Genomic DNA, 21,852 nt, shown 5'->3' with positions numbered 1-21,852 from the left:
GTTCTACGATGGGATCAGACTGCGAACATTATCAGAGTGAGAATAATGAGGTCCCATGGGTGAGTCACCGATCGCCGACGTCGTCATGCACCCCGTGCGCCTGCAGATCATCAAGCAGCTCGGTGGGCGTCAGCTCACGACGTCCCAGCTTCGCGAGGCGCTGCCCGGCGTCACGACGGCAACCCTCTATCGGCACGTCGCGAAGCTGGTCGACGCGGGGATCTTGACGGTGGTGGGGGAGCGTCGGGTGCGTGGTGCGGTGGAGCGCACCCTCGCGCTCGGTGATCGGATGGCGCGCGTCGATCAGGCCGAGCTGCGGGCGATGAGCGACGCGCAGCTGCGTACCGCTTTTCTGACGTTCATCGCTGACGTCAGCGACACCTTCGACCGTGCTGTCGCGAACGGTGACGAGAGCGCGCGTGACTTCCTCGGCTTCGGCGAGGGGCCGCTCTACGTGACGCAGGAGGACCTGGCGAGCATCCAGGCCGCCCTCGGTGAGCTGCTCGCCCCGTACCGCGCCGAGCGTGCGGGCTGTCGCCGCGTCACCCTCGCGACGATCCTGCTCCCCGAGGACCTCTAGGACGGGCGGCTATCCGCGAAGGTAGGCCAGAACCGCCGACACGCGGCGGTCCGAGTCGGAGTCGAGCCGGAGCTTGGCGAAGATGTTGCCGACGTGCTTGCGCACCGCCGCCTCGCTCACCACCAGCACCTCGGCGATCGACCCGTTCGTACGCCCCTCGGCCATCAGACCCAGCACCTCCCGCTCTCGCTCGGTCAGCGAGGCGAGCGGACCGTCGTCGCGGCGCCTGCCGAGCAGCTGCCTGACCACCTGCGGGTCGATGACCGTCTCGCCGGAGGCCACCCGGTCGAGGCTGTCGAGGAACTCGCGGACGTGCCCGACCCGGTCCTTGAGCAGGTAGCCGATGCCGCCGCCAGCAGCGGAGTCGATCAGCTCGGGGACGTACGCCTCGGCGACGTACGCCGACAGCACCATGATCGCGATCCCGGGGTGCTCGCTCCTGATCCGCGCTGCCGCCCGCAGCCCTTCGTCGGTGTGCGTCGGCGGCATGCGGATGTCGGTGACCACGGCGTCCGGCCGCTCCTTCGCGACGTACGCGAGCAGGGCATCCGCGTCGCCCACCGCAGCCACGACCTCGTGGCCGGCGCGCTCCAGGATGCCGACCAGGCCTTCGCGCAGGAGGGCTGCGTCCTCGGCGAGCACGATCCTCAGCCGGCGCACGGGCACTCCATCCGCACCTCGGTCGGCCCGCCCGACGGGCTGCTCACCCTCAGCTCGCCGCCCAGGGCGTCGAGGCGGATCGCGAGCCCGCGCAGCCCGCTGCCAGCGCCGTCGAGATGTGCTCCGCCGACGCCGTCGTCGACGACGGTGAGCACGACACGGTCTGCCTGGCGCCAGGCGTGAACCTCGGTCCGCCGCGCGTGGGCGTGCCGGGCGACGTTGGTGAGCGCCTCGCTGACGACGAAGTAAGCCGCCGCCTCGACCGGGACCGGCAGCCGCTCCTCGAGACGGATGTCGACGTCGACCGGGACCGTCGAGCGGTCGGCGATCTCGTGCACCGCAGCCGCGAGCCCGTGGTCGGCGAGCACCCGCGGGTGGATGCCTCGTACGGTGCCGCGCAGGTCGTCGAGCGCCTGCTCGGCCTGACGGTGCGCTCGGCGAACCAGGGTCAGGCCCGGCCCCTCGGGGACGTCGAGCTCGGCGTGCCCGAGGGTCATCGTCAGCGCGACCAGCTGCTGCTGCACCCCGTCGTGGAGGTCTCGCTCGATCCGGCGACGCTCGGTCTCGAACGCGTCGACCAGGTCGACCCGAGACCGTCTCAGGTCGACGACCGCGCGAGCCAGGTCGGCCTCGCGCGGGTCGAGCAGCAGCCTGGCGAGCGCGGCCTGGGCCACGGCTGCCACTCCGACCAGGTACGCCGCCGCGACCAGCAGCACCAGGCCGACCGCGGAGGCCGCCCATGCCTCCGTGCCGGGATCGACCTGCCAGCCCATGACCTCCATCCGGCCGACCGTCGCCAGCCACGGAGCGAGCAGCATCACGACCGGGAAGCTCACCGCGAGCACCAGGAGCAGCGCATCGAGCGGCCAGAGCACGACGGCGACCAGGAACGCGTACCCGACCTCCGGCCAGGACACCGCGAGGCGACGTCCCGCGCGGAGCCGGTCGGCCAGCGTCATCCCCGAGGGTGCCGCGCGTTGGACGAGCCGCAGCCGCGCGCGTTCCACCACGCCCAGCAGCCCGGCGAGCACCGGGATCGTGGCCAGCACCACGATCCCGACCACGACGACCAGCGTCACCGCACCGACGAACAGCGTGAGGCCGAGCACGACCAGCGTGACCAGGCCGACCGGCACGGTCGTCAGCAGGTAGGCGAGAGCACCCCACGGCCACCGGGAGCCCAGGTAGCGCCAGGGCTGCGCGCGCAGGGCGGCCCAGGCGTCAGGCGTACCGCTCATGTGTCGACCCTAGGGCGTGGAGGGCCCGAGCGGGGTAGCGCACGCGCTACCCCGGGTGTCGCGTACGGGCCAGAGATCGGCGGCCCGTCGGCGCCTTCGATGGAGACATGACGACCCACCTCACCACCGACATCGCCGTCGGGCTCGACGGCGTCACCCGTACGTACAGGTCCCGCGCGGGTGACGTGCACGCCCTGCGCGGCGTCACGCACGCCTTCGCTCGCGGCAGCTTCACCGCGATCATGGGGCCGTCCGGCTCCGGCAAGTCCACGCTGCTCCAGGTGGCCGCCGGCCTCGACCGACCCACCCGTGGTGAGGTCGTCGTGGGCGGACAGCCGCTCGGGGCGATGAACCAGACCGGACTGACGAAGCTTCGGCGTACGGCGATGGGCTTCGTGTTCCAGTCCTACAACCTCCTCGACGCCCTGACCGCGGCGGAGAACGTCGCGCTTCCGGCGCGCCTGGCCGGTCGGCGCGTACGGCGTGCCGCGATCGTCGACGCGCTGCGCCAGGTCGGTCTCGAGGGCAAGGCGCGGCGGCGACCGCCCGAGCTGTCCGGCGGCCAGCAGCAGCGGGTCGCGATCGCTCGCGCGCTGCACCTGCAGCCGGAGGTGCTGTTCGCCGACGAGCCGACCGGGGCACTCGACCGGAGCTCCGGTCGGCAGGTGCTCGAGCTGATGCGCGCGGTCGCCGACGAGCAGCGGCAGACGGTCGTGATGGTGACGCACGACCCGCTGTCCGCGTCGTACGCACACACCACCCTGTTCCTGGAGGACGGCCTCGTCGTCGGGCGGCTGGACCGCGCCGACGCGACCCAGATCGCCGCTGCGATGAGCGACCTGGAGCGACGATGATGCTCCGGCTCAGCCGCCAGACGGTGCGGCGCTCCTGGCCGCCGTACGCCGGAGCCTTCGTCGCCCTCGCGTGCGGGACGGTCCTCGTCGGGACCGCTGTGAATCTCGCCGCCGCCGTCGACGCCGCCATCAACGCGTCGGACCTCAGCGCTGACCAGCGCACCCAGCTCGCCGACCTGTCCTCGCTCGTCGGCGTGATGGCGGGGATCTCGGTGTTCATGGCCCTGTTCGTCGTGGGCAGCACCTTCGGGTTCGTCGTCGCCTCACGCCGGCGCGAGCTCGGGATGCTCCGGTTGATCGGTGCCACGCCCTGGCAGGTGCGCCGGATGGTCCTCGGCGAGTCCGCGCTGGTCGCGGTGCTGGCCGGGGCGGCGGGCTGTCTGCTGTCCGCACCGGCCACCACCGTGTTCGTCTGGGCGCTCCGCGCACGCGGACTCCTCGACGTCGCGCTCGAGCCGTCCGCACCGTGGCTGCCGTGGGCGGTGGCCGGGCCAGTCGCCATCGGCGTGGCGCTGCTCGGCAGCTGGCGCTCGTCCGCCCGGGCGGCGCGGGTCGCACCGGCGGCCGCCCTGCGTGAGGCCGGCGTCGAGCGCCGCCGACCGAGCGTCGTGGCCATCACGATCGGGTCCGTCTGCCTCGGCGCGCCGATCGCTCTGATGGCGGTCGCCGACCACTTCACCCCGCTCTTCACGGTGGTCGTCTCGATCCTCGTGCCGGAGGTCTTGGTGATCGGTCTGGTCTGCTTCGGCGGGGTGCTGTTCCCGTGGCTCGCCGGGCTGCTGGGGCGGCCGTTCGTCGATCGCGACGTCACCGCGCGGCTGGCGCGCGAGCAGGTGCGCACCGCCGTACGCATGCCGGCCGCGCTCGCGGCGCCGATCCTCGCGATCTCGGCGATCGCCGGATCACTGATCGTCGCGCTGAGCTTCACCGCCGACTGGACGACGGCCCTGGACCGCGAGCAGCTGCGCACGCCGCTCGTGGTCGAGACCGGAGGCGACCCGGCGGTGGCGGAGCGCATCGTGGCGGCGCAGGGCGTGGCCGTCGCCGACCCGCGTTCCACGATCTCGGCCCGGCTCCGCCCGGACGGCGAGCGAGATCTGGTCGACGTGATCGACCTCCCCGCGGCGACCCAGGCTCGCGGGCTCACCGCGGTGGAAGGCAGCCTCGCCCGGCTCGGCGCCGACGACATCGTGGTGACCGAGACCTACGCCTTCGACCTCGGCGCGGACGTCGGCGACCCGATCGACGTGCGGGTCGGCGGCCAGCGGATCCGCGCGACGGTCGCCGCGGTCGTACGCGATGCTCCGGACCTGTACGGAGAGGTGCTCGTACCTCGTGCGATGGTCGCCGACCTTCCGCTCACCGTCCCGGACGTCGTGTTCGTCGACCCCGGCTCCGCCGACCTCGATGCGCTGCTCGCGGGGACTGCCGGGAGGGTGCTCGCTGCGGACGCGTGGATCGACTCGGTCGACCAGCAGACGCGTGCCGGCAACAGCCTCGGACTGTGGGTGCTCCTCGGCCCGGCCGGGCTGTACGCCGCCATCGCCATCGTCAATGCCGTGCTGATCGGCGCCTCGCAGCGCCGTACGCAGGTGCGGACCGCGATGCTCCTGGGTGCGACCGATCGACAGCTGCGCCGTACCGCGCTGTGGGAGGCCGGCTTGGTCGGTGGAGCCGCGCTGGTCGTCGGGGGAGCGGTGACGGGCTTCGTGGGTTGGCTGATCCGGCAGGCCGTGACCCGTGACGTCGGCGCGGTCGGCATGACGATCCCGTGGCTTCCGCTGCTGGCCATCCTGGGCACCTGCCTCGGGTTGACGCTGGTCGCCGCGCTGGTCGGTTCGCGCCGGATCACCCGATCGGTCTGACGCCGTTTCCAGCCGGCGCACCTGCGGAAGGTGTGCGCACCCCGCTGACGGGGCACCCCTTGGGTTGCCGACCCGGGCGGCGGGCGCTCGGTCCCGAATGAAGGAGAAGCGCGTGACCAGATCCATCCGTTTGCTCGTGGCGCTCGGCGCCGCGATGCTCCTGGCGCTCGGGCTGCTGAGCCCGGTCGCCACCGCGACCGCTGCGCCTAAGGCCTCCGCACCGACGGCCCAGCGCGACCTGGTCGAGATCCCGGCGAAGGCCGCGGTACGACAGGCCGTCGCTCCCAGCGAGTGTGCGGGCACCTTGCTCGACGGCTACGTCGACGGGTTGCTCTCCGACATGACGACCGAACAGCTCACCTTCCTGTTCGCCCACCTCGACACCCTGCTGGATGTCCCGACGTACGACGCGCTCTTCTTCGGCACGACCGGTGACCCGGACTATGCGCTCGAGTCGCACGCCCACCAGCTCCAGAACACGTTCCGCGACCTCCGTAGGTTCTGGGACATCGAGTCCGCTGACATCCAGCTGATGGCCATGCACGGTGACGTGCTGCTCGACGCCGACCGCATCGCAGCCACGCTGACCGCCATGGTGGAGGCCGGGGAGATCGCCCCGATGACCCCCGCCCAGATCGAGCTCGAGGCACAGACCGTCGCCGACTTCATGCAGACGCAGGGAGACTTCTACGACAACCCGCTGTGGACGCTGAACGCCTACGCATTCAGTGGCGAGGACGAGACAGATCCCGTGCTCGCCGCCCTGCCCGACAAGCTGGTGTTCGGCGACGGCATCCTCGCGGCGTACGACGCCATCGGCCTGGGCGACGTCGGCCCGCGAGTGATCATGGCGCACGAGTTCGCCCACCACGTCCAGTTCGAGCTCGGCGTCTTCGACACCGGCCCGACGGATCCTGCGGAGGCCACGCGCCGTACCGAGCTGATGGCCGACGCCATGGCGGCCTACTACGGCGTCCACAAGAAGGGCCTCGCCCTCAACCAGAAGCGGGTCACCGACGCGCTGCTGAGCTTCTACACCGTGGGTGACTGCCAGTTCGCCAGTCCTGGACACCATGGGACGCCGCTGCAGCGGGAGCGCGCCGCGGCATGGGGAGCCGAGCTCGCGGCAGCTGCCAAGCCGCGAAGCTACGTGCTGCCGGCCGCGACCTTCATCGAGCTGTTCGAGGACGCGCTGCCGGGCATCATCTCCGGGAGCTAGACCGAGGTGGTACGGCGCCGCCCCCGGCCCTCGGGCCGGGGGCGTTGCGCGTCGGTGAGCGTCAGCTCACCAGCTGCCGGCTCGCGTGATGCAGAACGGGTGCCCGCCGGGGTCGATCAGCACCCGCCAGGTCTCGCCGGGCTGCTCGTCCGGCACGCGAGCCCCGAGGTTGACCATCGCCTTCTCGGCGGTCTCGAGATCGTCGACGGCAAGGTCGAGATGGAACTGCTTCGAGCCGTGCTCGTTGGGCCACGCCGGCGCTTCGTAGTCGGGGATCGAGCCGAAGCCGAGGGCGTGGGCGGGACCGGTGAGCATGGCGTACTCGTCCTGTGAGTGCGCCACCTCCCAGCCCAGCACCTCCGACCAGAAGGCCGCCGACGCCGGGGCGTCCGCGCAGTCCAGAGTGATCATCTTCAACTCGGCCAAGCTCATGGTTCTCCGCTCCGCGACGAAACCTCGCCGCTGATGGTGTCGTGGACAGAGCACCAGCATCGCCGGATCGCGGGCGCGGCGGCTTGAACGAACGCGACAGAGCGATGATGACGGCGAGCGTCGAGCCGGGATGCAGCCGACTGGTCGGCCCGATCGCCTGCGGTGGGGAGCCCCACTCAAGGCGCAGACGCGGATAGCATGTGGCCAGTTCGAGTGCCGCAGGTAGGGGTCACTATGCAAGCCGTCATCCAGGACAGGTACGGCAGCGCGGACGTCGTCCGGTTGGGCGAGCTCCCCGACCCCGTTCCGGCCGACGACGAAGTGCTGCTCCGCGTGCGAGCGGTCTCGCTGAACGGCTCGGACCGGGAGAATCTGGAAGGTCGGCCGGCGTACGCGCGGTGGACCAACGGACTCCGCCATCCCCGGGATCCCGTGCCCGGATCCGACGTCGCCGGCGTCGTCGCTGCCGTAGGCCGTGGGGTCACGGAGTATGCCCCGGGCGACGAGCTGTACGGCGAGCTCGCCGGATATCGCGGCGGCATGGCTGAGCTCGTGGCCACGCGCCCCAAGCTGCTGGCCCGCAAGCCCGACGGACTCTCGTTCGTCGAAGCGGCGGCGATCCCGCAGGCCGGAGGCATCGCGCACCGGGCCACGGCCCATGTCCGACCGGGCGACGCCGTGCTGGTCAACGGCGCGGGTGGTGCTGGGGGAGTGTTCGTCGTCGGTCTGGCGAAGCACGCCGGTGCCGAGGTGACTGGGGTCGACCGAGCCGACAAGGCCGACTTCCTGCGCGAGATCGGGGCGGACCACACCATCGACTTCGCCACGCAGGACTGGGCAGACGAGCGCGGGCGGTACGACCTCATCGTTGATCTCGTCGCAGAACGCTCACCGTTCCGTGTGCACCGCGCCCTGCGTCCCGGCGGGCGTTACGCGATGGTCGGCGGGCAGGCCAGGATCCTGTTGGGTACGGCGGCCGTCGGCTTCCCGGTCGGGAGGGTCCGCGGCAAGCGGGTCGGCGTACTGGTCGTTCCGCAGTCGCGAGCGGACCTCGAGTCGGTCACCGCCCTGATCAGTCAGGCCGGTTTCTCGCCACCGATCGACAGCGTCTATCCACTGCGGGACGCTCAGGCAGCCTTCGCCCGGATCGCTGCCGGCGACAGCCGCGGCAAGATCGTGCTCGAGGTGCCCGAGGGCCGATGAGTTTCCGCGTCGCGGGTGGTCACCAGCAACATGACCCAATACTTGCTGTCCGTTCCTCACGACTCCGACGAAGAGCCGACGATGGAGACCATGGACCCGGCCGAGCTCGAGGCGGCCCTGGCTGCCACCGGCGCGATCATCGAAGAGCTGACGTCGACCGGCGCTCTCGTCTTCGCGGGTGGGCTGATGCCGCCCTCGAGCGCGATCACGGTGGACAACACCGGCGAGTCTGTGAGCACCGTCAACGCCCCCTTCGTCGAAGCTCCCGAGTACCTCGGCGGATTCTGGATCATCGAGGTCGCCGACGAGGAGGCCGCCGTTGGCTGGGCCGCCAAGGCATCGAAGGCCCTAGGCGGTCGGATCGAGGTCCGGGCCTTCCAGGTGCCGCCGAGCGAGTGAGTCCACGGTTGCTGGTCTGAGCGCCCTCACGCGGGCTGCAACGGACTCTGCCGGCGGACCACCGCGGCGGACCACACGATCGTCACGACTGTCGCGACAACCGTCAGGGTGAAGACCGCCCCGCCCTTGATCAGCACGAAGCTGGCGGTCGAGAGCGACAGCAGCAGCCAGAGCGTGATGGCGCCCTTGGCCAAGATCACCGCACCCCACATCAGCGTGAGCCGTCGGAACAGGGCACGGATCTCGGGGTGCGCGGCAGTCGAGGCACTCAGGGGATAGAAGTCTGGTGCGATACGCGCGATGATAGGCCGCGCCGTCCACAGCGAGCCCAGGAAGATGACGGCCACGATGACGTCGGCGATCACCGGTTGGACGAAGTAGACGAAGGTGTTTCCGCTGACCAGGGTGAACGCCGTCTTGATCGTCAAGATCCCCAGGGTCAGCAGGAGCAGGACGGACACCGGTCGCTTCGTCGCGTATCGCCAGCCCATCGCCACCAACATCCAGGCCAGAACGGCGATCACTGCCACGGCGACGTTGAAGAGTTGCAGCATCGTCCACAGCAACACGCCTGGCACGATGGCGGCGACGAACAGACTCCCCACGACTCGGGCCAGGACATCGCGGGAACGCGGAGCGGAGATGGCGATCGCATGCTCGTCTCTCATGTCCGGCTCCTCCCCGCTCGTACGACCAGGCTTTGGGTGTGCACCGGAAAACGGAGCAGGAGCCGCCCCACGCCAGGAATCCTCGGCCTGTTCACGGTACCCCGCTCGAGTGCGGTCAATCTCCGACGCGCACATTGCGTCGGGAGTGGTGGGAACAAACCGATCACTTGGCGGAGTGCCGCGACGATCAAGCCAGGGATGCCGTCATACGTATCGAGACGAGCAGTCCCGGTATCTCGGCTCCTAGCTTGGCGGCGTAGCGGGCCGGTGGTTCAGACGGGAACCAGCGGGCGTACTCCTCGTTCATGCCCGCGAAGTCGCCCGGGTCGGTGAGCAGCACGCCTACCTCGACGACGTCATCGAGCGTCGCGCCAGCCTCCCGCAGGATGGCCTCGCAGTTCGCCAACGCTTGCCGGGTCTGAGCCTGGATGCTGTCACCGGCCATGCGACCGGTGCTCGAGTCGATACCGGTGGTTCCCGAGATGAACACCTGGGACCCCGCTTTGACTCCTTGGCTGAAGAGCGGTGAGCTCGGCGCGTTCGAAGTCGTGATGATCTGACGGGGCATCTCGGACCTCCTGGTTGAACTTTCCCTGTGCAGGCAACTTTTGTGGGCGATCGCACGAATACCTGAGTGAGGTCGACGCACTGACCTCGGGGGGTGCGCTCGACCGTCCGACCCGCGGCCGGCAGCGAGCCTCCACAGACGGAGGGTGATTGCGATGAGAAGGCTGCTGATCCTGCTGGGCGTCACGCTCGGCGCCATCGGGTTCTCGATGATGCCGGCATCTGCGGCGGACGATGCCCACGTGTCCGTGCTTCACGGTATCCCGGAAGCTGTCGTCGACGTCTATGCCAACGGCGACGAGCTCCTCACGAACTTCGAGCCCGGCACTCTGACCGACCCGGTCTCGTTGCCTGCCGGTGACTACGACCTCAAGGTCGTCGCGGCTGGTGACGGCGCTGACGGCGACGCCATCGTCGAGGCGAACGGAGTTGCCGTGCCTGGCGGCGCCAACATCACGGTCGTCGCCAACCTTGATGCTGACGGCAACCCCGCGCTGACGCCGTTCGTCAACGACACCTCGAAGATCGCCGCCGGCGACGGCCGGCTGACCGTTCGCCACGTCGCAGCGGCGCCTGCCGTCGACGTGCGCGCCAATGGTGAGCCCGCGTTCACGGATCTGACGAACCCGAACGAGGACACCGCCGACCTCCCGGCCGGGACGGTGTCCGCGGACGTGGTGCTCGCTGGGACCGAGGATGTGGTGATCGGCCCCGCTGATGTGGATGTTGCCGAGGGTGTGAGCACGATCGTGTACGCATGGGGCAGTGCCCAGGACGACAACCTGCAGCTTGCGGTGCAGACGATCGACGGCATGCACTCCTCGCCTGGCAGCGTGCCCGGTGGGTCCGGAGGACAGGCAGCGGACGGCTTGATGTTCGGCAGCGCGGTGGGATGGATCGTCGCGGGCACGCTGATCGCGGGCGGGCTCGCTGCACTTCTCACCCGTACGCCGGTGCCGCGACGCCAGCAGTGAGAACACGACTCACCACCCGCAGGGCGGTGACCATCCTGGTGGCCGCCCTCGCGGGCGGCGTCGCCGCCGGAGCCGTCGCCTGGACAGGGGATGACGGCTCGGTTGCCGACGGCTACGCCGCATCCAGCACGCTGCCCGACGACCTCACCTCACCGCCCCAGGCGGCGACTCAGGGACGAGTCGTCACCTCCGCACCTGACGGGCCCGATGCGTCATCGCCCGAGTGGGTGAGCATCCCTCGATTGGGAGTGCGGATGAGGGTCGTACCCACGGGCGTGGCACCAGACGGTGCGATGGCGCTACCGAGATCACCGGAGAAGCTCGGCTGGTACAAGTACGGAGGTCGGCCCCTGGATCGGGAAGGCTCGACCGTCGTCGCGGGGCACGTGGACACTGCGGCCGACGGGCCAGGGCCACTGGCAACGCTCGGAGGTCTCCGCCGTGGCGACCGCATCGACGTGGTCGCCGGTGGTGAGCGCGTGCGGTATGCCGTCACCTCGATCACGCGGATCGACAAGGACAAGATCGACCTCGACGCCGTGTTCGCCCATGGCGGGAGACCGCGCCTCCATCTGGTGACCTGCTGGGGGGCGTACGTCCGTTCATCGGGCGGCTATCAGGACAATCTGGTGGTCGCGGCACGGCGGGTCACCAGCTAGTCACGCGACGGCCAGGCGCCTGTGGTCACTCCTTCGGCGTGCCGATTCGAAGCCGGTTCCCGTCCGGATCGCGCAGCTCGATCTCACGTGCCCACGGAGCATCCTCCACGGGAACACCGAACTCCGATGCGGCTGCGTCGACGTCCAGCACCCGCAGATAGATCAAGGTGTCGGGCCGAGCGTCGCCCTGGTGCTCCGACAAGAACAGCCGCATCCCGAGCCCGCGCGCCACCTCGACGAACGCGGGGAATCCAGGCTCGAAGCGGTGCTCCCACTGCTTGGTGAATCCCAGCCGTGCGTACCAAGCGACGGCAACCTCAGCGTCGTCCACGTGCAGAACAGGAACGACCTCTTCGTCCATGCCGTCATGCTCGCACAGGCGCTGGACGTCCTGAGTCCCTAAAGGTCATCGGGGCCAGGTCAGTGGGTCAAGCAACTGGTAGAAGCCGAGACGGTCGGCGTCCAGGTCGATGCCGTACCCCTCCGCGAAGCCGTGGTCTGCTTCGCGGGCCGTGAGCTCGTCGGGCCAAGACTCGCGGGCGTTGGTCAAGAGCAGGGCGATGTCCGCGTAGGGGTCCGCGCGACCGAGGCGTCCGAGGTCGACCAATCCCGAAGCGCGGAGCGTGTCGGGGTCGACGAGAATATTCGGTAGGCAGAGATCACCGTGACAAACGACGCGCTCATTGCTTTCACGGCGGAGATTTCGAGCCAGTTCGTCTTCTAGCTGGCCGAGGATTGCCCTGGGTGGCACGTGCTGCACGTCTTCTGGCAAGAAGTCCCGCTGGACGCGGTTGGCGGCCACGGTCGTACGTGCGAGCGGCATCATCGTGGCCAGTCCGCGGTCGAAGGGGCAGGTCGCCGGCGGGATGTTGTGCAGCTCGCGCACGAGAGCCGTGATCGTGGGCCAGGCCTGCCGGAGCGCGCTTGCATCGAGCTGGGCAGCCGGAACACCTGGCACAGCGCGCGTCACGAGGCATGCGCCGTCGTCGGTCCGTCGCCACTCGAGCACCGACGGACCAGGGATGCCGGTCTGTTCCAGCCAGCGGATCCGATCCCGTTCGCCGGCCAGTTCCGCGGCCTGCTCGGCAGGTACGAGCTTCGCGTAACGCGCGGATTCGCGGTCGTGGAGCACTGTGGCTCCTGACTCCCCGATGGTGATCGACGACCACGTCGCACCATCGGCGGGCAGCAGATCGGCTTGCATGGGAGTGGGCTCCTTCATGACGCGGACGACTTTGCCGGGGATGTGAGTCACGCCGGATCTCGGTAGCGATCTGCGACTGTCTGTGCGCGGGTACGCAGGGAGGTACGTAGATCGAATGGCGCGAGTGCTTCGGCGTCGGTGCCGAGCTGCCACAGCGCCCACTCCGCGTGCCAGAGGTCCTGAAAGGTGAGCTCGAGGCGTAGCCAGCCGTCCGGTTCGGGTTCCTCGGTGCGGACGGCTTCCGCCATGTCCAGAAGGTGGTCTCGACGCGCCGGGTTCACGCGTACTTGGACGGGGATGTGGCCTTCGGAGAGGAACTGGGCGCAGCGCTGTGCCCAGATACGTTCGAGGTCGACCTGGTCTGGACGGTCTGCGGGTTCAGGCAGTTCGTGAGCGGTGCGGATCCGCGATATCCGCATGGTCCTGTCCGTGCCGGACTCGGTGGCCAGCAGGTAACCCTTGTCTCGTACGGTCACCAGACCGATCGGGTCCACGGTGCACCACCGCGGCGACTGGCCCCGGGACGCGTAGTGGATGCGCAGCTTGTGGCCGGCGAGGACGCCACCGCGAACGATGCTCAGGGTGGCGTCCGGGATGTCATCCCGAGACAGGCGGCGCGAGAGCAGGTCGGTCTCGGGGTCGACGAGGAAGCGTTGGGCCGCGTTGCTCGCGGCGATCTGGTGGCTTTGGGGAAGCGCATCGACGACCTTGCGCATAGCTGAGGCGAGAGCCGTTCCAAGGCCGAAGAGCTGGTCGCCGGCACCCGAGCCGGCGGCGAGCAGGGCGAGGGCTTCGTTGTGGTTCAACCCGGTGAGTTCGGTCCTGAAACCGGGAAGCAACGAGAACCCACCGTGTCGCCCACGTTCGGCGTACACGGGGACACCCGCTGCGGAGAGTGCCTCGATGTCGCGTAGGACCGTGCGGGTAGAGACCTCGAGCTCCCTGGCCAGCGCATCCGCGGTCAGCCGACCGCGCTGGCGCAGCAGCAGCACCAACGACACCAGCCGGTCAGCCCGCACAAGGCGACACGCTACCGAATACCCGACACAAGGTGTCGTGATTCAACGGCAGGGTTCAAGGCGACGCCGAACTAGCGGCGCTCGCGCAATCGGGGACATGCCCGACAAGATCAGAATGGAGCTGATGTGGGAATCGAACGAACGGCCGTCAATCCGGTGACGTGGTCGCTGGAGATGGGGTTCAACCAAGGAGAGGTCGTCACCGGCCACCCGCGGACCCTGTACTGCTCTGGGCAGACCGCGATGGGTGCCGACGGTACGCCCCAACACGAGGGAGACATGGCGGCGCAGGTGGCGTTGAGCCTGGACAATCTGGAGGCTGTCCTAGCCGCGGCGGGGATGTCGTTGGCCAACCTCGTCCGGCTCACCGTCTACACCACCGACGTCGACCTGCTCTTCCAGCACTACGGCGTGCTGGCATCGCGGCTGGGAGCCGCCCGAGTCACACCAACCACCACCATGCTCGGGGTGACACGCCTCGCGATCCCCGGCCAGATGATCGAGCTCGAAGGAACCGCAGTCGCCTGAAACGACCGCCGTCCTGCTCCCCGCGCTGGGCACCTGGCGCGGGCAGCAGGGCGAACCCCACGGCCTACGCTGCGATCTGCACCCTCTAATCGGCCCTGACGCGTCTCGTGTCGTAGGCCCACATCGCGATCTCGACGCGGTTGCGGGTGCCGAGCTTGGTCATCAACGATGCGACGTGGGTCTTGACCGTGCTGAGGCCGACGAAGAGCTCGGTGGCGATCTCGGCGTTGGTGCGGCCTCGGGCTACCAGCGCGAGCACCTCCTCCTCGCGCTCGGTGAGCGGGTCGGTGGGCTGGACCGGTGCCACCGGCGCCTGGTCGGCGAAGGTCGCGAGCAGCCGGCGGGTGATGTTGGGGGCGATCAGCGCGTCCCCGTTGGCCGCCGCGTGGATGGCCTGCACGAGGAGCTCCGGGCCGGCGTCTTTGAGCAGGAAGCCGCGGGCGCCGGCGCGGAGGGCGCCGAGGACGTACTCGTCGAGATCAAAGGTGGTGATCACGACGACCGCCATCGGGTCCTCCACGTCTGGCCCGGCGAGGCGCCGCGTCACCTCGACGCCGTCGAGCCCGGGCATACGGATGTCGACGAGGAGGACATCGGGACGCAGCCGGGTGGCCAGGTCGAGCGCCGCGAGCCCGTCTGCTGCCTCCCCGACGACCTCGAGGTCGGGTTGTGCGCCGAGGATCATCACCAGCCCGGTCCGGACCAGGTCCTGGTCGTCGGCTACGACGATTCGGATGCTCATGCCAGCGCCTCCACCGGCAGGACGGCCTCGACCACCCAGCCACCCTCGGGCGCCGGCCCCGCGGAGAGCGATCCGCCGAGGAGCTGGGCGCGTTCGGCCATGCCCAGCAGGCCAAACCCAGGCTCCGGGGCTGACCCCGGCTCGGTCAGTCCGTCGTCGCTGACACGCAGCCTGACGGCGTCGCCCTCCCGGCGTACGTCGATCCCGACGCGGGTCGCGCCCGGGGCATGCCGTACGGCGTTGGTCAGCGACTCCTGCGCGAGCCGGTAGAGCGCGGCGTCTACGGGTCGTGCCAAGTGAGTCAACGAACCGTCCAGCGAGACCTCGACGGTGGGTGTCGCGTCAGCGCGCGCCAGGGCAGGCAGGTCCGCGACGCCAAGCGGCGGTGAGTAGGACACGGTTTCCTCCTCGCGCAGCACCCGCACCATGGATCTCATCTCCGCCAGGGTTCGCGTCGCTTCAGACTCGATCGCGGCCAGGATCTCGGCAGCCTTCTCAGGCTGGATGCCGGCGACCACTCCACCGGCCTGCGCCTGCACCGCGATGGCCGAGACGTGGTGGGCCACGATGTCGTGCAGCTCGCGCGCCAGCGCGACCCGCTCCTGATTGCGGATCTCCCGCTGTTGGCGATGCCAGAGGTCCGCGCGGTATCGGAACACCGCCGCGAGGGCGACGAACAACAGCAGGAGGACGGTCCCGCCGAAGATGTCGGCCCAGCCCGCGGCGGACGCGTACATCCCGAGCGCGACGACGACTGTCACGAACGCCGTCCCCAGGACTACCTCCGGTCCCGAGCCCCACCGCACGAGGGAGTAGAGCAGGATCAGGACGGCCATCATGGAGTAGAGGCCGAGGTCCCCGGCGTCCGCAGTCAGCTGGAGGATCGAGAGCAGCCCGACGGCCGCCCACCCGACCAGGGCGGCCAGCAAGGGGTGGCTCCGCCGCCAGAGCAGGACAGGCATCACGGCGAGGGCGAGCACCGTCACCAGGGGGCGCCAGGCCAAGTCCGGACGAACGATGCCCTCGATCAAGGCAGCCGCCGCGAACACGCCCACCAGCAGCCAGTCGAGACGACCGATGGGTGGGGCGTCGGCAGGCCGCGGCTCATGCCAGAGGGAGCGCCGGAAGGTGACCACGGCCCCAGCCTAGGGATCGGCGCGCCTCGGCGTACCCGCCGAAAGAACGAGAGCGAGACCATTCCATCGGCCAGGCGAGGTCCGGCCTCCGGGCCGATGTGCCCCGCCGCCGGGCTCAGTGATCGTGGACCTACCGATCCTCACCACGACAACGGAGCCCATGATGAGCACACGTCAACCCACCACCACCCTGGAAGACCAGCCGGTCCCGGTGAGAGCCAAGCTCGCCGCAGCGTGGACAAGCTTGATGTTCCTGTACGCCTACGTGGACATTCTCAACTTCTTCACGCCCGGCGTCATCGAGGACATCCTCGACGGCCGGGTCTTCGAGTTCGACCTCTCCCAGACCTTCTCGACCGCGGCGCTGACCCTGATGGCCATCCCGATCTTCATGGTCGTGCTGTCGGTGACGCTGCCCGCCCGGGTCAACCGCATCACGAACCTCGTCGTGGCCGCGGTCTACGTCCCCGTCACGGCATTCAACGTGGCGGGCGAGTCCTGGCTGTGGTTTTACGGCCTTGGCGTCGTACTGGAGTTGATCCTTCTCGCCCTCATCATTCGGTACGCCTGGACCTGGCCCCGCACCTCGCCCTCGGCGACCATCGCGACCAGTCGCGACCGTGCAACCGTCCGCGCCCAGCAGCAAGCGTGAAACCACGAGCGGTTCCGTCGTGCCAGCGGCGGTATCGGCTCGCTCAACCAGCGGACGTACGACGAAGGCCAGGCATCATCGCGATGCCTGGCCTTCGTGGATGGTGCGCCATCAGGGACTCGAACCCGAACCCAGTGAGAAGCGGACGGGAGTTCTCGCGGGTGCGGGGGAGTGCTCGGAAATGTGCCCTGACCTGCGGCGATGCTCGCTCGGGTGTCTGGCGCGTGCTCGCTGATTCGGGCCGTTTCGCGTTGAAAGAGGGAGCATAAACCGGAGGCCATCCTTTGGTGCCACACGCGTCCCGCGCTGGCAACTTGGCGCGCGGGGCTCCGTCGAGTGGTTTGGCGAGACGGCGCGCCAAGTCGGAGTCAGACAGGCGGCCACGCGTGAAAGCATCGTCGCACCGACTTATGCCAGGGTTCCCCGCCGTCGCGGTAGCCCTTGCCTGGCTCTCCCGTGCGTTCGTTGACGACCAGCGGCGCCAGTGATGGCTCACTCCGATCGATGCATTCTTGACTGACGAGGTCAAGTATTCGGTTCATATGGTGACCCACAGGGACGTCGGGGTCGAAGTCGATGGCGCGGGCGAGCTCGCCGTAGGTGAGGGTGCTGCGCCGCATCGCGGCAGTGATCAGGGCTGCTCGGGCTCGTTCAGCGAGAATTTCGTAGTCCACGGAAGAAGCCTGCCAGGTTCGCCGGTGAACTCTTGTGGGACTACTACGAGCCCCGCTTCGCGTCCCGCCGAAGGCCCACCGTCTCGGCTCCCCTACCCAAAGATCGTGGTCGAACGCGGCGGAGTGGGGCAGGTCGGCCGTCCCGCGGCCGGTTACTCGGGCTCGGCAAAGGCGTTGAGCGGCTCGCTGAACTCTGGGCCAGCGTGGATAGAAAGGTGTCCATCGTCGTCGATCTGGGCGAGCTGCTTCGTAGCGGACCCGCTCCACCAGCAAAGGTGAGGGGTTGATAGGGCCAGGGGCGTCTGAGTAACCCAGGATTGGTGTGTCCACAGCTCCCCGGACACGCCGGGGTGGTTCAAGGTGTAGGTGGTCGATCTGTCGTCTTGCACAGGACTGTGAAGAGCGGTTCTTTTCGCTCGTAGCCTTACCAGTCGGTCTCGTCAGCAAGACTGTCGTCGTGACGAGGGGTCACCAGTCGAAATCGAAGAGGTGCGCAGATGCGCGACGTAGGGGGAGTTGCAGTGGTGAGCGCGATTCAAGTGCGAGCGCCTAGATGGTGCGCATGACCGGCAAGAAGAGCACTGCGAAGCTCCATCACTATGTGCCGCAGGGGTACCTTCGGGGATTCGCGACGAGCCAGGAGCGCATCAGGGTCGTGCCCCTTGACTGCTCCCGACCGCCATACACGCCCAGAGTGAAGAACGTGGCTGCGCAGAACCACTTCCACACGGTCGGCGAGTTCGAGGAGCCAGACGCGTTCGAGAAGGTGCTTAGTGAAGTCGAGGGCCAGGCCCTCAGTATCATCAGGGGCTTTGCCAACGGCGAGTTTCCTCCCTCCGAGGAGAACAGGTGGGCCTTTGCCCACTACACGGCCTTGCAAAGCGTGCGCGGGCCAGATACCCGGAGGACAATCGAGCACCTCCGCGCGACCGTGGTTCGGCTGGAGGTAGGTGTCGGTGGTCGCAAAAACGTCGGTACTTGGATCCAAAACAACCTTGGGTTCGATCCGACGTCCGAGCAAGAGGATCGAATCTGGGACGAGGCCACCCAGCCCGGTGGACCGCCGATCGGATTCTCCAACCTGGCTCACATCCAGAACACGGTCGAGACCGCAATCGAGTTGACGCCCTACCTTGCGACCCGTCCCTGGACACTCGTTCGCTTCGACCGACGCTCCCTCATCACATCGGATGCTCCAGTCAGCCTGGTGCGCCGACCGGACGACGAGCCATGGGAAGGAGTCGGCTTCGCGACGGCATGGGGCGTCACCTTCCCGCTCACTCGCAAGCTGGGGCTGCTCATGAGTGATCCCATGGCGATGTTGGAAGGTGTCGGAGCGGGAGATCCGCGTGTCCAGCAATTCCGCGAGATGGTGCTTGCCGGACGGATCGACCGAATCCAGTCCGGGACCACAGCAATGGAGAAGTTTTTCAACACGCACACGGCGGAATCGGCAAGGGAGTACGTCTTCCACCACCCCGAAGACGAGCGATACGTCCCTGTCAATCTGCCCGAGCCGGACCTGCTCAACATCAAGCCGATGGGCGGTCTCGTTGATATGGATTTTGACGGTGAGCCGCTGTTCGCATCCGATTGACGGCTCTTCACAGATGAGGGTGTGTGACGGTTGGGGTCTGATTGTCGCGCGTCATGATTCGTGGCAGGGCTGTTGAGTCAGTCCTGAAGGAGAATCTGAAATATGTCAGAATCACCCTCGATCCCGGCTGAGAAGAAGACCCGGATCGTGTTGAGCGTGTTGGCAGGCGAGATGACGATCGCCGAGGCGGCACGCAAGGAGATGGTGTCCGAGCAGTCGATCGGTCGTTGGAAGGCCGACTTCCTCGAGGCGGGCAAGACCGCGCTGGCGGCCGGTCCGGGCCGTCGACGCGTGAGTAGCAACTCGAGGCCGAGGTGGCCGACCTGACCCAGGCCTTGGGCGAGGCCGCGGTCGAGAACCGGATTTGGAAGAAGTCGGCGGAGGGCCGGCCCGGCCCTTCGAGGACCTCGAGGTCGTGTTGAAGCATGGGCTGGCGCATCCGGCGTCGGGGCACCGCAAGGTGTGGGCGATGGTCCGCCACGACGGCCACGTCGTGTCTATGGCGACGGTGCTGAGGCTGTTGCGTGACGAGGGGCTGATCCTGCCCGCGGTCTACCAGCGCGGACGCCGCCGGTCGGCAGAGCGCCGCAAGGCCGCGTTCGCGAACGAGCCGACAGGTCCGAACCAGGTGTGGCAGCTGGACTTCTCCGAGTTCGAGACCAAACGCGGCGGCACCTGGCGGCTCGCCGGCTGCCGGGACTACTGGTCGAAGTACGAGTACCCGTTCCACGTCTCATCGACGGCGAACAAGCACGACGCGATCGATGCGATCGAGCTGGCCCTGGCCGAGTTTGAGACCTTGTTCGGCCACCCGGACATGCCGGCGACGGTGATCGCCGAGCGGGTGGGCTGGACTGGGTCGATCACGTGGTTCCGTGACAACGTCCGGCGTCTGCGGCCTGAGCATCGGCCAGTCGATCCGTCGGACCGGTTGACCTGACTGCCCGGTGACGCGGCGCAGTGCGACCTGTGGTTCCCGCCGCGCAAGATCAGGCTCGAGGACGGCACCCAGGCGCTGCTGCCGGTGCTGGTGATCACGGCGGCGCATTCACGGTTCACGCTCGCGACGATGCTCCCGTCTCGCCATACCGAGGATCTGCTGCTGGGCATGTGGGAGCTGCTGCAGCAGCTCGGTGCGGTGCCGCGTCGGTTGATCTGGGACAACGAGCCCGGCATCGGACGCGGCAAACGGCACGCCCACGGCGTCGAGGCGTTCACCGGCATGCTGGCCACCACGCTGCAGCGGCTCAAGCCGTACGACCCGGAGTCCAAGGGCCTGGTCGAGCGTCGTAACGGGTTCTTCGAGACCTCGTTCATGCCCGGCCGCGACTTCACCTCACCGGCCGACTTCAACACCCAGTTCAGCGACTGGCTGATCAAGGCGAACGCCCGGATCGTGCGCACCATCCGGGCGCGTCCGGTCGATCTGCTCGAGGCCGACAAGACGGCGATGCTGCCCCTGCCGCCGGCGCCGCCCACGCTGGGGTGGATCAACCGGGTCCGGCTGGGCCGTGACTACTACGTCCGCGTCGATGCGTCCGACTACTCCGTCGACCCGAGCGTGATCGGCCGGTTCGTCGACGTCCATGCAGACCTGTCCCGGGTCGAGGTCCGCCACGGTGGCCGTCTGGTCGCCAGCCATGACCGGGTGTGGGCACGCGCGATGACTGTCACCGACCCCGCTCACGTGACCGCGGCGAGGGTGCTGCGCGAGCAGTATCAGCGTCCCCGGCCGATGGCCGATGATCCGCACGACGGCCTGGTCAGGGACCTCGCCGACTACGACCGCGCGTTCGGCCTGATCGTCGGCGAGGTCGCGTGATGGCCGCGAAGACGAAGACCGACGCGACTGAGGCGCTCAAGCAGCTGACCTACCTGGCTTCGGCGATGAAGGCACCCCGGATCATCGAAGCAGCCGCGCGACTCGCCGACCACGCCCGCGACGCCGGCTGGACCCATGAGGAATACCTCGCTGCCGTCCTCGAACGCGAGGTCGCCGCCCGCAACGCCTCCGGCGCCCAACTGCGCATCCGCGCCGCGGGGTTCGCAGCCCGCAAGACGATCGAGGAGTTCGACTTCGACGCCCAACCTGCCGTCCGTCAGCAGATCGCCGCCCTCGCCTCCGGCGGGTTCCTGACCGAGGCCCGCAACGTCGTGCTCCTCGGACCGCCCGGCACCGGCAAGACCCACCTGGCCACCGGGCTCGGTATTGCCGCCGCCAACCACGGGCATCGGGTGCTGTTCGCGACCGCAACCGACTGGGTCATCCGCCTGTCCGACGCCCACCGCGCTGGCCGGCTCCCGCACGAGCTCGCCCGACTGCGCCGCTACGGCCTGATCATCGTCGACGAGGTCGGCTACCTGCCCTTCGAACAAGACGCAGCGAACCTGTTCTTCCAACTCGTCTCCAGCCGCTACGAACACGCCTCGCTGATCCTCACCAGCAACCTGCCGTTCAGCGGCTGGGGCGGCGTCTTCGGCGACCAGGTCGTCGCCGCCGCGATGATCGACCGTGTCGTCCACCACGCCGACGTCCTCACCCTCAAAGGCGCCAGCTACCGACTACGCAACCGCGGCATCGACACCCTGCCCAGCATCCGCGAGACCGCCGACCACCAACCCCACTAGGCTGCCCCCACACCGTTCACTTTTCGGCCGTCGAAACCGACCAAAGTTCGAGCGCCGCCGACACTAGGCGATGTCTCGTTGCCCGCTACCCGCGCTCTCCCTATTGGATGTTGGCGGCGACCCCACTACGAAGCGCTTTTGCTATCAGCGAAAGTTCTACCTGTACTACGGCGACACCGTGGTCGAGAAGATGCGAGTCTACGTGTACCTCGGCAAGACCGGGATGAGGATCATGCCGCTTTCCCGGGCAGTGGCGTTGGTGGAAGAGGCAAGCGCAAGGCAGAAATCATCAACCGTGGCGGGACAGTCCGCTATGACACAGGACGTTAGGAAGGGAGCATGGGACTCGTAAGG

At 68.5% G+C, this 21,852-nt stretch carries 26 protein-coding genes; 15 read left to right on the top strand and 11 right to left on the bottom strand.

Translation table 11 applies throughout. The annotated features are described in order from the left end of the window. Nucleotides 1–55: 55 nt before the first annotated feature. On the top strand, nt 56–580 hold the full coding sequence (locus GH747_RS20240) for a helix-turn-helix domain-containing protein (protein WP_149771453.1): 525 nt from the start codon (nt 56–58) through the stop codon (nt 578–580). A 9-nt stretch (nt 581–589) separates the two neighbouring features. Here the strand turns inward: GH747_RS20240 and GH747_RS20235 are convergent, their stop codons facing one another. Together GH747_RS20235 and GH747_RS20230 are read right to left on the bottom strand one after the other, a co-directional pair. Further along, nucleotides 590–1,246, bottom strand: a complete 657-nt coding sequence (locus GH747_RS20235) for a response regulator transcription factor (RefSeq protein ID WP_149771452.1) — start codon at nt 1,244–1,246, stop codon at nt 590–592. Then, entirely contained in the window at nt 1,228–2,478 is a 1,251-nt protein-coding gene (locus GH747_RS20230) for a sensor histidine kinase (protein ID WP_149771451.1), read from the bottom strand. Before GH747_RS20230 ends, GH747_RS20235 begins: the two co-directional genes overlap by 19 nt. A 107-nt stretch (nt 2,479–2,585) precedes the next feature. On the opposite strand from GH747_RS20230, the gene GH747_RS20225 reads away from it, so the two are divergent. The 3 genes from GH747_RS20225 to GH747_RS20215 all read left to right on the top strand — a co-directional run bounded on the left by GH747_RS20225 (nt 2,586) and on the right by GH747_RS20215 (nt 6,416). After that, a complete protein-coding gene (locus GH747_RS20225) occupies nt 2,586–3,332 on the top strand; it encodes an ABC transporter ATP-binding protein (protein WP_149771450.1) in 747 nt (248 codons plus the stop codon). Beyond that, nucleotides 3,329–5,197, top strand: coding sequence for an FtsX-like permease family protein (locus GH747_RS20220; RefSeq protein WP_149771449.1), 1,869 nt, complete (start codon nt 3,329–3,331; stop codon nt 5,195–5,197). The genes GH747_RS20225 and GH747_RS20220 overlap by 4 nt, the downstream gene beginning before the upstream one ends. Before the next feature lie 112 nt (nt 5,198–5,309). Then, complete coding sequence (locus tag GH747_RS20215; protein WP_149771448.1) at nt 5,310–6,416, top strand: neutral zinc metallopeptidase; 1,107 nt, start codon at nt 5,310–5,312, stop codon at nt 6,414–6,416. A gap of 66 nt (nt 6,417–6,482) precedes the next feature. Here the strand turns inward: GH747_RS20215 and GH747_RS20210 are convergent, their stop codons facing one another. Then, a complete protein-coding gene (locus GH747_RS20210) occupies nt 6,483–6,848 on the bottom strand; it encodes a VOC family protein (protein WP_149771447.1) in 366 nt (121 codons plus the stop codon). A gap of 234 nt (nt 6,849–7,082) precedes the next feature. Between GH747_RS20210 and GH747_RS20205 the strand changes: the two genes are divergently transcribed. Both GH747_RS20205 and GH747_RS20200 read left to right on the top strand, forming a co-directional pair. After that, nucleotides 7,083–8,051, top strand: coding sequence for an NAD(P)-dependent alcohol dehydrogenase (locus GH747_RS20205; RefSeq protein ID WP_163695830.1), 969 nt, complete (start codon nt 7,083–7,085; stop codon nt 8,049–8,051). A gap of 81 nt (nt 8,052–8,132) precedes the next feature. Then, on the top strand, nt 8,133–8,450 hold the full coding sequence (locus GH747_RS20200) for a YciI family protein (RefSeq protein ID WP_240466223.1): 318 nt from the start codon (nt 8,133–8,135) through the stop codon (nt 8,448–8,450). Nucleotides 8,451–8,476: 26 nt separating this feature from the next. Here GH747_RS20200 and GH747_RS20195 read toward each other — a convergent pair whose 3' ends face one another. After that, nucleotides 8,477–9,118 (bottom strand): VC0807 family protein, encoded by a 642-nt coding sequence (locus GH747_RS20195; protein WP_163695827.1) that lies wholly within the window; start codon nt 9,116–9,118, stop codon nt 8,477–8,479. Nucleotides 9,119–9,305: 187 nt separating this feature from the next. Next, on the bottom strand, nt 9,306–9,686 hold the full coding sequence (locus GH747_RS20190) for a RidA family protein (RefSeq protein WP_149771443.1): 381 nt from the start codon (nt 9,684–9,686) through the stop codon (nt 9,306–9,308). A 154-nt stretch (nt 9,687–9,840) separates the two neighbouring features. On the opposite strand from GH747_RS20190, the gene GH747_RS20185 reads away from it, so the two are divergent. Then, a complete protein-coding gene (locus GH747_RS20185; RefSeq protein WP_149771442.1) occupies nt 9,841–10,659 on the top strand; it encodes a DUF4397 domain-containing protein in 819 nt (272 codons plus the stop codon). A gap of 26 nt (nt 10,660–10,685) precedes the next feature. Further along, the gene (locus GH747_RS20180) at nt 10,686–11,318 is read left to right on the top strand and encodes a class F sortase (RefSeq protein WP_163695824.1); all 633 of its coding nucleotides are present in this window, start codon (nt 10,686–10,688) and stop codon (nt 11,316–11,318) included. A gap of 25 nt (nt 11,319–11,343) precedes the next feature. Here GH747_RS20180 and GH747_RS20175 read toward each other — a convergent pair whose 3' ends face one another. Genes GH747_RS20175 through GH747_RS20165 form a run of 3 tightly spaced genes read right to left on the bottom strand, consistent with a single transcriptional unit; the run spans nt 11,344 to nt 13,514 of the window. After that, nucleotides 11,344–11,679 carry a glyoxalase superfamily protein gene (locus tag GH747_RS20175; RefSeq protein WP_149771440.1) on the bottom strand — a complete coding sequence of 112 codons (336 nt, stop codon included), beginning with the start codon at nt 11,677–11,679 and terminating at the stop codon, nt 11,344–11,346. A 45-nt stretch (nt 11,680–11,724) separates the two neighbouring features. Further along, complete coding sequence (locus tag GH747_RS20170) at nt 11,725–12,522, bottom strand: APH(3'') family aminoglycoside O-phosphotransferase (protein WP_205603042.1); 798 nt, start codon at nt 12,520–12,522, stop codon at nt 11,725–11,727. Between the two features lie 47 nt (nt 12,523–12,569). Next, nucleotides 12,570–13,514, bottom strand: a complete 945-nt coding sequence (locus GH747_RS20165) for a helix-turn-helix transcriptional regulator (protein ID WP_228553021.1) — start codon at nt 13,512–13,514, stop codon at nt 12,570–12,572. Nucleotides 13,515–13,673: 159 nt separating this feature from the next. Here GH747_RS20165 and GH747_RS20160 point away from each other — a divergent pair, with 159 nt between their 5' ends. Next, nucleotides 13,674–14,069, top strand: a complete 396-nt coding sequence (locus GH747_RS20160) for a RidA family protein (RefSeq protein WP_149771725.1) — start codon at nt 13,674–13,676, stop codon at nt 14,067–14,069. An 85-nt stretch (nt 14,070–14,154) separates the two neighbouring features. Here GH747_RS20160 and GH747_RS20155 read toward each other — a convergent pair whose 3' ends face one another. Then, entirely contained in the window at nt 14,155–14,811 is a 657-nt protein-coding gene (locus GH747_RS20155; protein ID WP_149771438.1) for a response regulator, read from the bottom strand. Further along, on the bottom strand, nt 14,808–15,947 hold the full coding sequence (locus tag GH747_RS20150) for a sensor histidine kinase (RefSeq protein WP_149771437.1): 1,140 nt from the start codon (nt 15,945–15,947) through the stop codon (nt 14,808–14,810). The genes GH747_RS20155 and GH747_RS20150 overlap by 4 nt, the downstream gene beginning before the upstream one ends. Before the next feature lie 163 nt (nt 15,948–16,110). Here GH747_RS20150 and GH747_RS20145 point away from each other — a divergent pair, with 163 nt between their 5' ends. Then, a complete protein-coding gene (locus GH747_RS20145) occupies nt 16,111–16,599 on the top strand; it encodes a DUF6326 family protein (RefSeq protein ID WP_149771436.1) in 489 nt (162 codons plus the stop codon). Nucleotides 16,600–16,967: 368 nt separating this feature from the next. On the opposite strand, the gene GH747_RS20140 is transcribed toward GH747_RS20145, so the two are convergent. Next, on the bottom strand, nt 16,968–17,273 hold the full coding sequence (locus GH747_RS20140; protein ID WP_149771435.1) for a hypothetical protein: 306 nt from the start codon (nt 17,271–17,273) through the stop codon (nt 16,968–16,970). A 562-nt stretch (nt 17,274–17,835) separates the two neighbouring features. Between GH747_RS20140 and GH747_RS20135 the strand changes: the two genes are divergently transcribed. The 5 genes from GH747_RS20135 (at nt 17,836) to istB (ending at nt 21,498) form a co-directional block, all read left to right on the top strand. Beyond that, entirely contained in the window at nt 17,836–18,870 is a 1,035-nt protein-coding gene (locus GH747_RS20135) for a DUF4238 domain-containing protein (protein WP_163695821.1), read from the top strand. Nucleotides 18,871–18,972: 102 nt separating this feature from the next. Then, nucleotides 18,973–19,197 (top strand): helix-turn-helix domain-containing protein, encoded by a 225-nt coding sequence (locus GH747_RS20130; protein ID WP_228553020.1) that lies wholly within the window; start codon nt 18,973–18,975, stop codon nt 19,195–19,197. A gap of 142 nt (nt 19,198–19,339) precedes the next feature. Continuing rightward, nucleotides 19,340–19,810 carry a hypothetical protein gene (locus tag GH747_RS20125; RefSeq protein ID WP_205603040.1) on the top strand — a complete coding sequence of 157 codons (471 nt, stop codon included), beginning with the start codon at nt 19,340–19,342 and terminating at the stop codon, nt 19,808–19,810. 129 nt (nt 19,811–19,939) lie between these two features. Further along, nucleotides 19,940–20,692 carry a transposase family protein gene (locus GH747_RS20120; protein WP_163695807.1) on the top strand — a complete coding sequence of 251 codons (753 nt, stop codon included), beginning with the start codon at nt 19,940–19,942 and terminating at the stop codon, nt 20,690–20,692. Continuing rightward, nucleotides 20,692–21,498, top strand: a complete 807-nt coding sequence (gene istB / locus GH747_RS20115; RefSeq protein WP_149771433.1) for an IS21-like element helper ATPase IstB — start codon at nt 20,692–20,694, stop codon at nt 21,496–21,498. Before GH747_RS20120 ends, istB begins: the two co-directional genes overlap by 1 nt. Nucleotides 21,499–21,852: the final 354 nt, after the last annotated feature.

The sequence above is a fragment of the Mumia xiangluensis genome (genome assembly GCF_010994095.1).
Taxonomy (GTDB): domain Bacteria; phylum Actinomycetota; class Actinomycetes; order Propionibacteriales; family Nocardioidaceae; genus Mumia; species Mumia xiangluensis.
The sequence above is the reverse complement of the archived record's forward strand: the minus strand, read 5'-3'. Positions and strand labels throughout refer to the sequence as shown.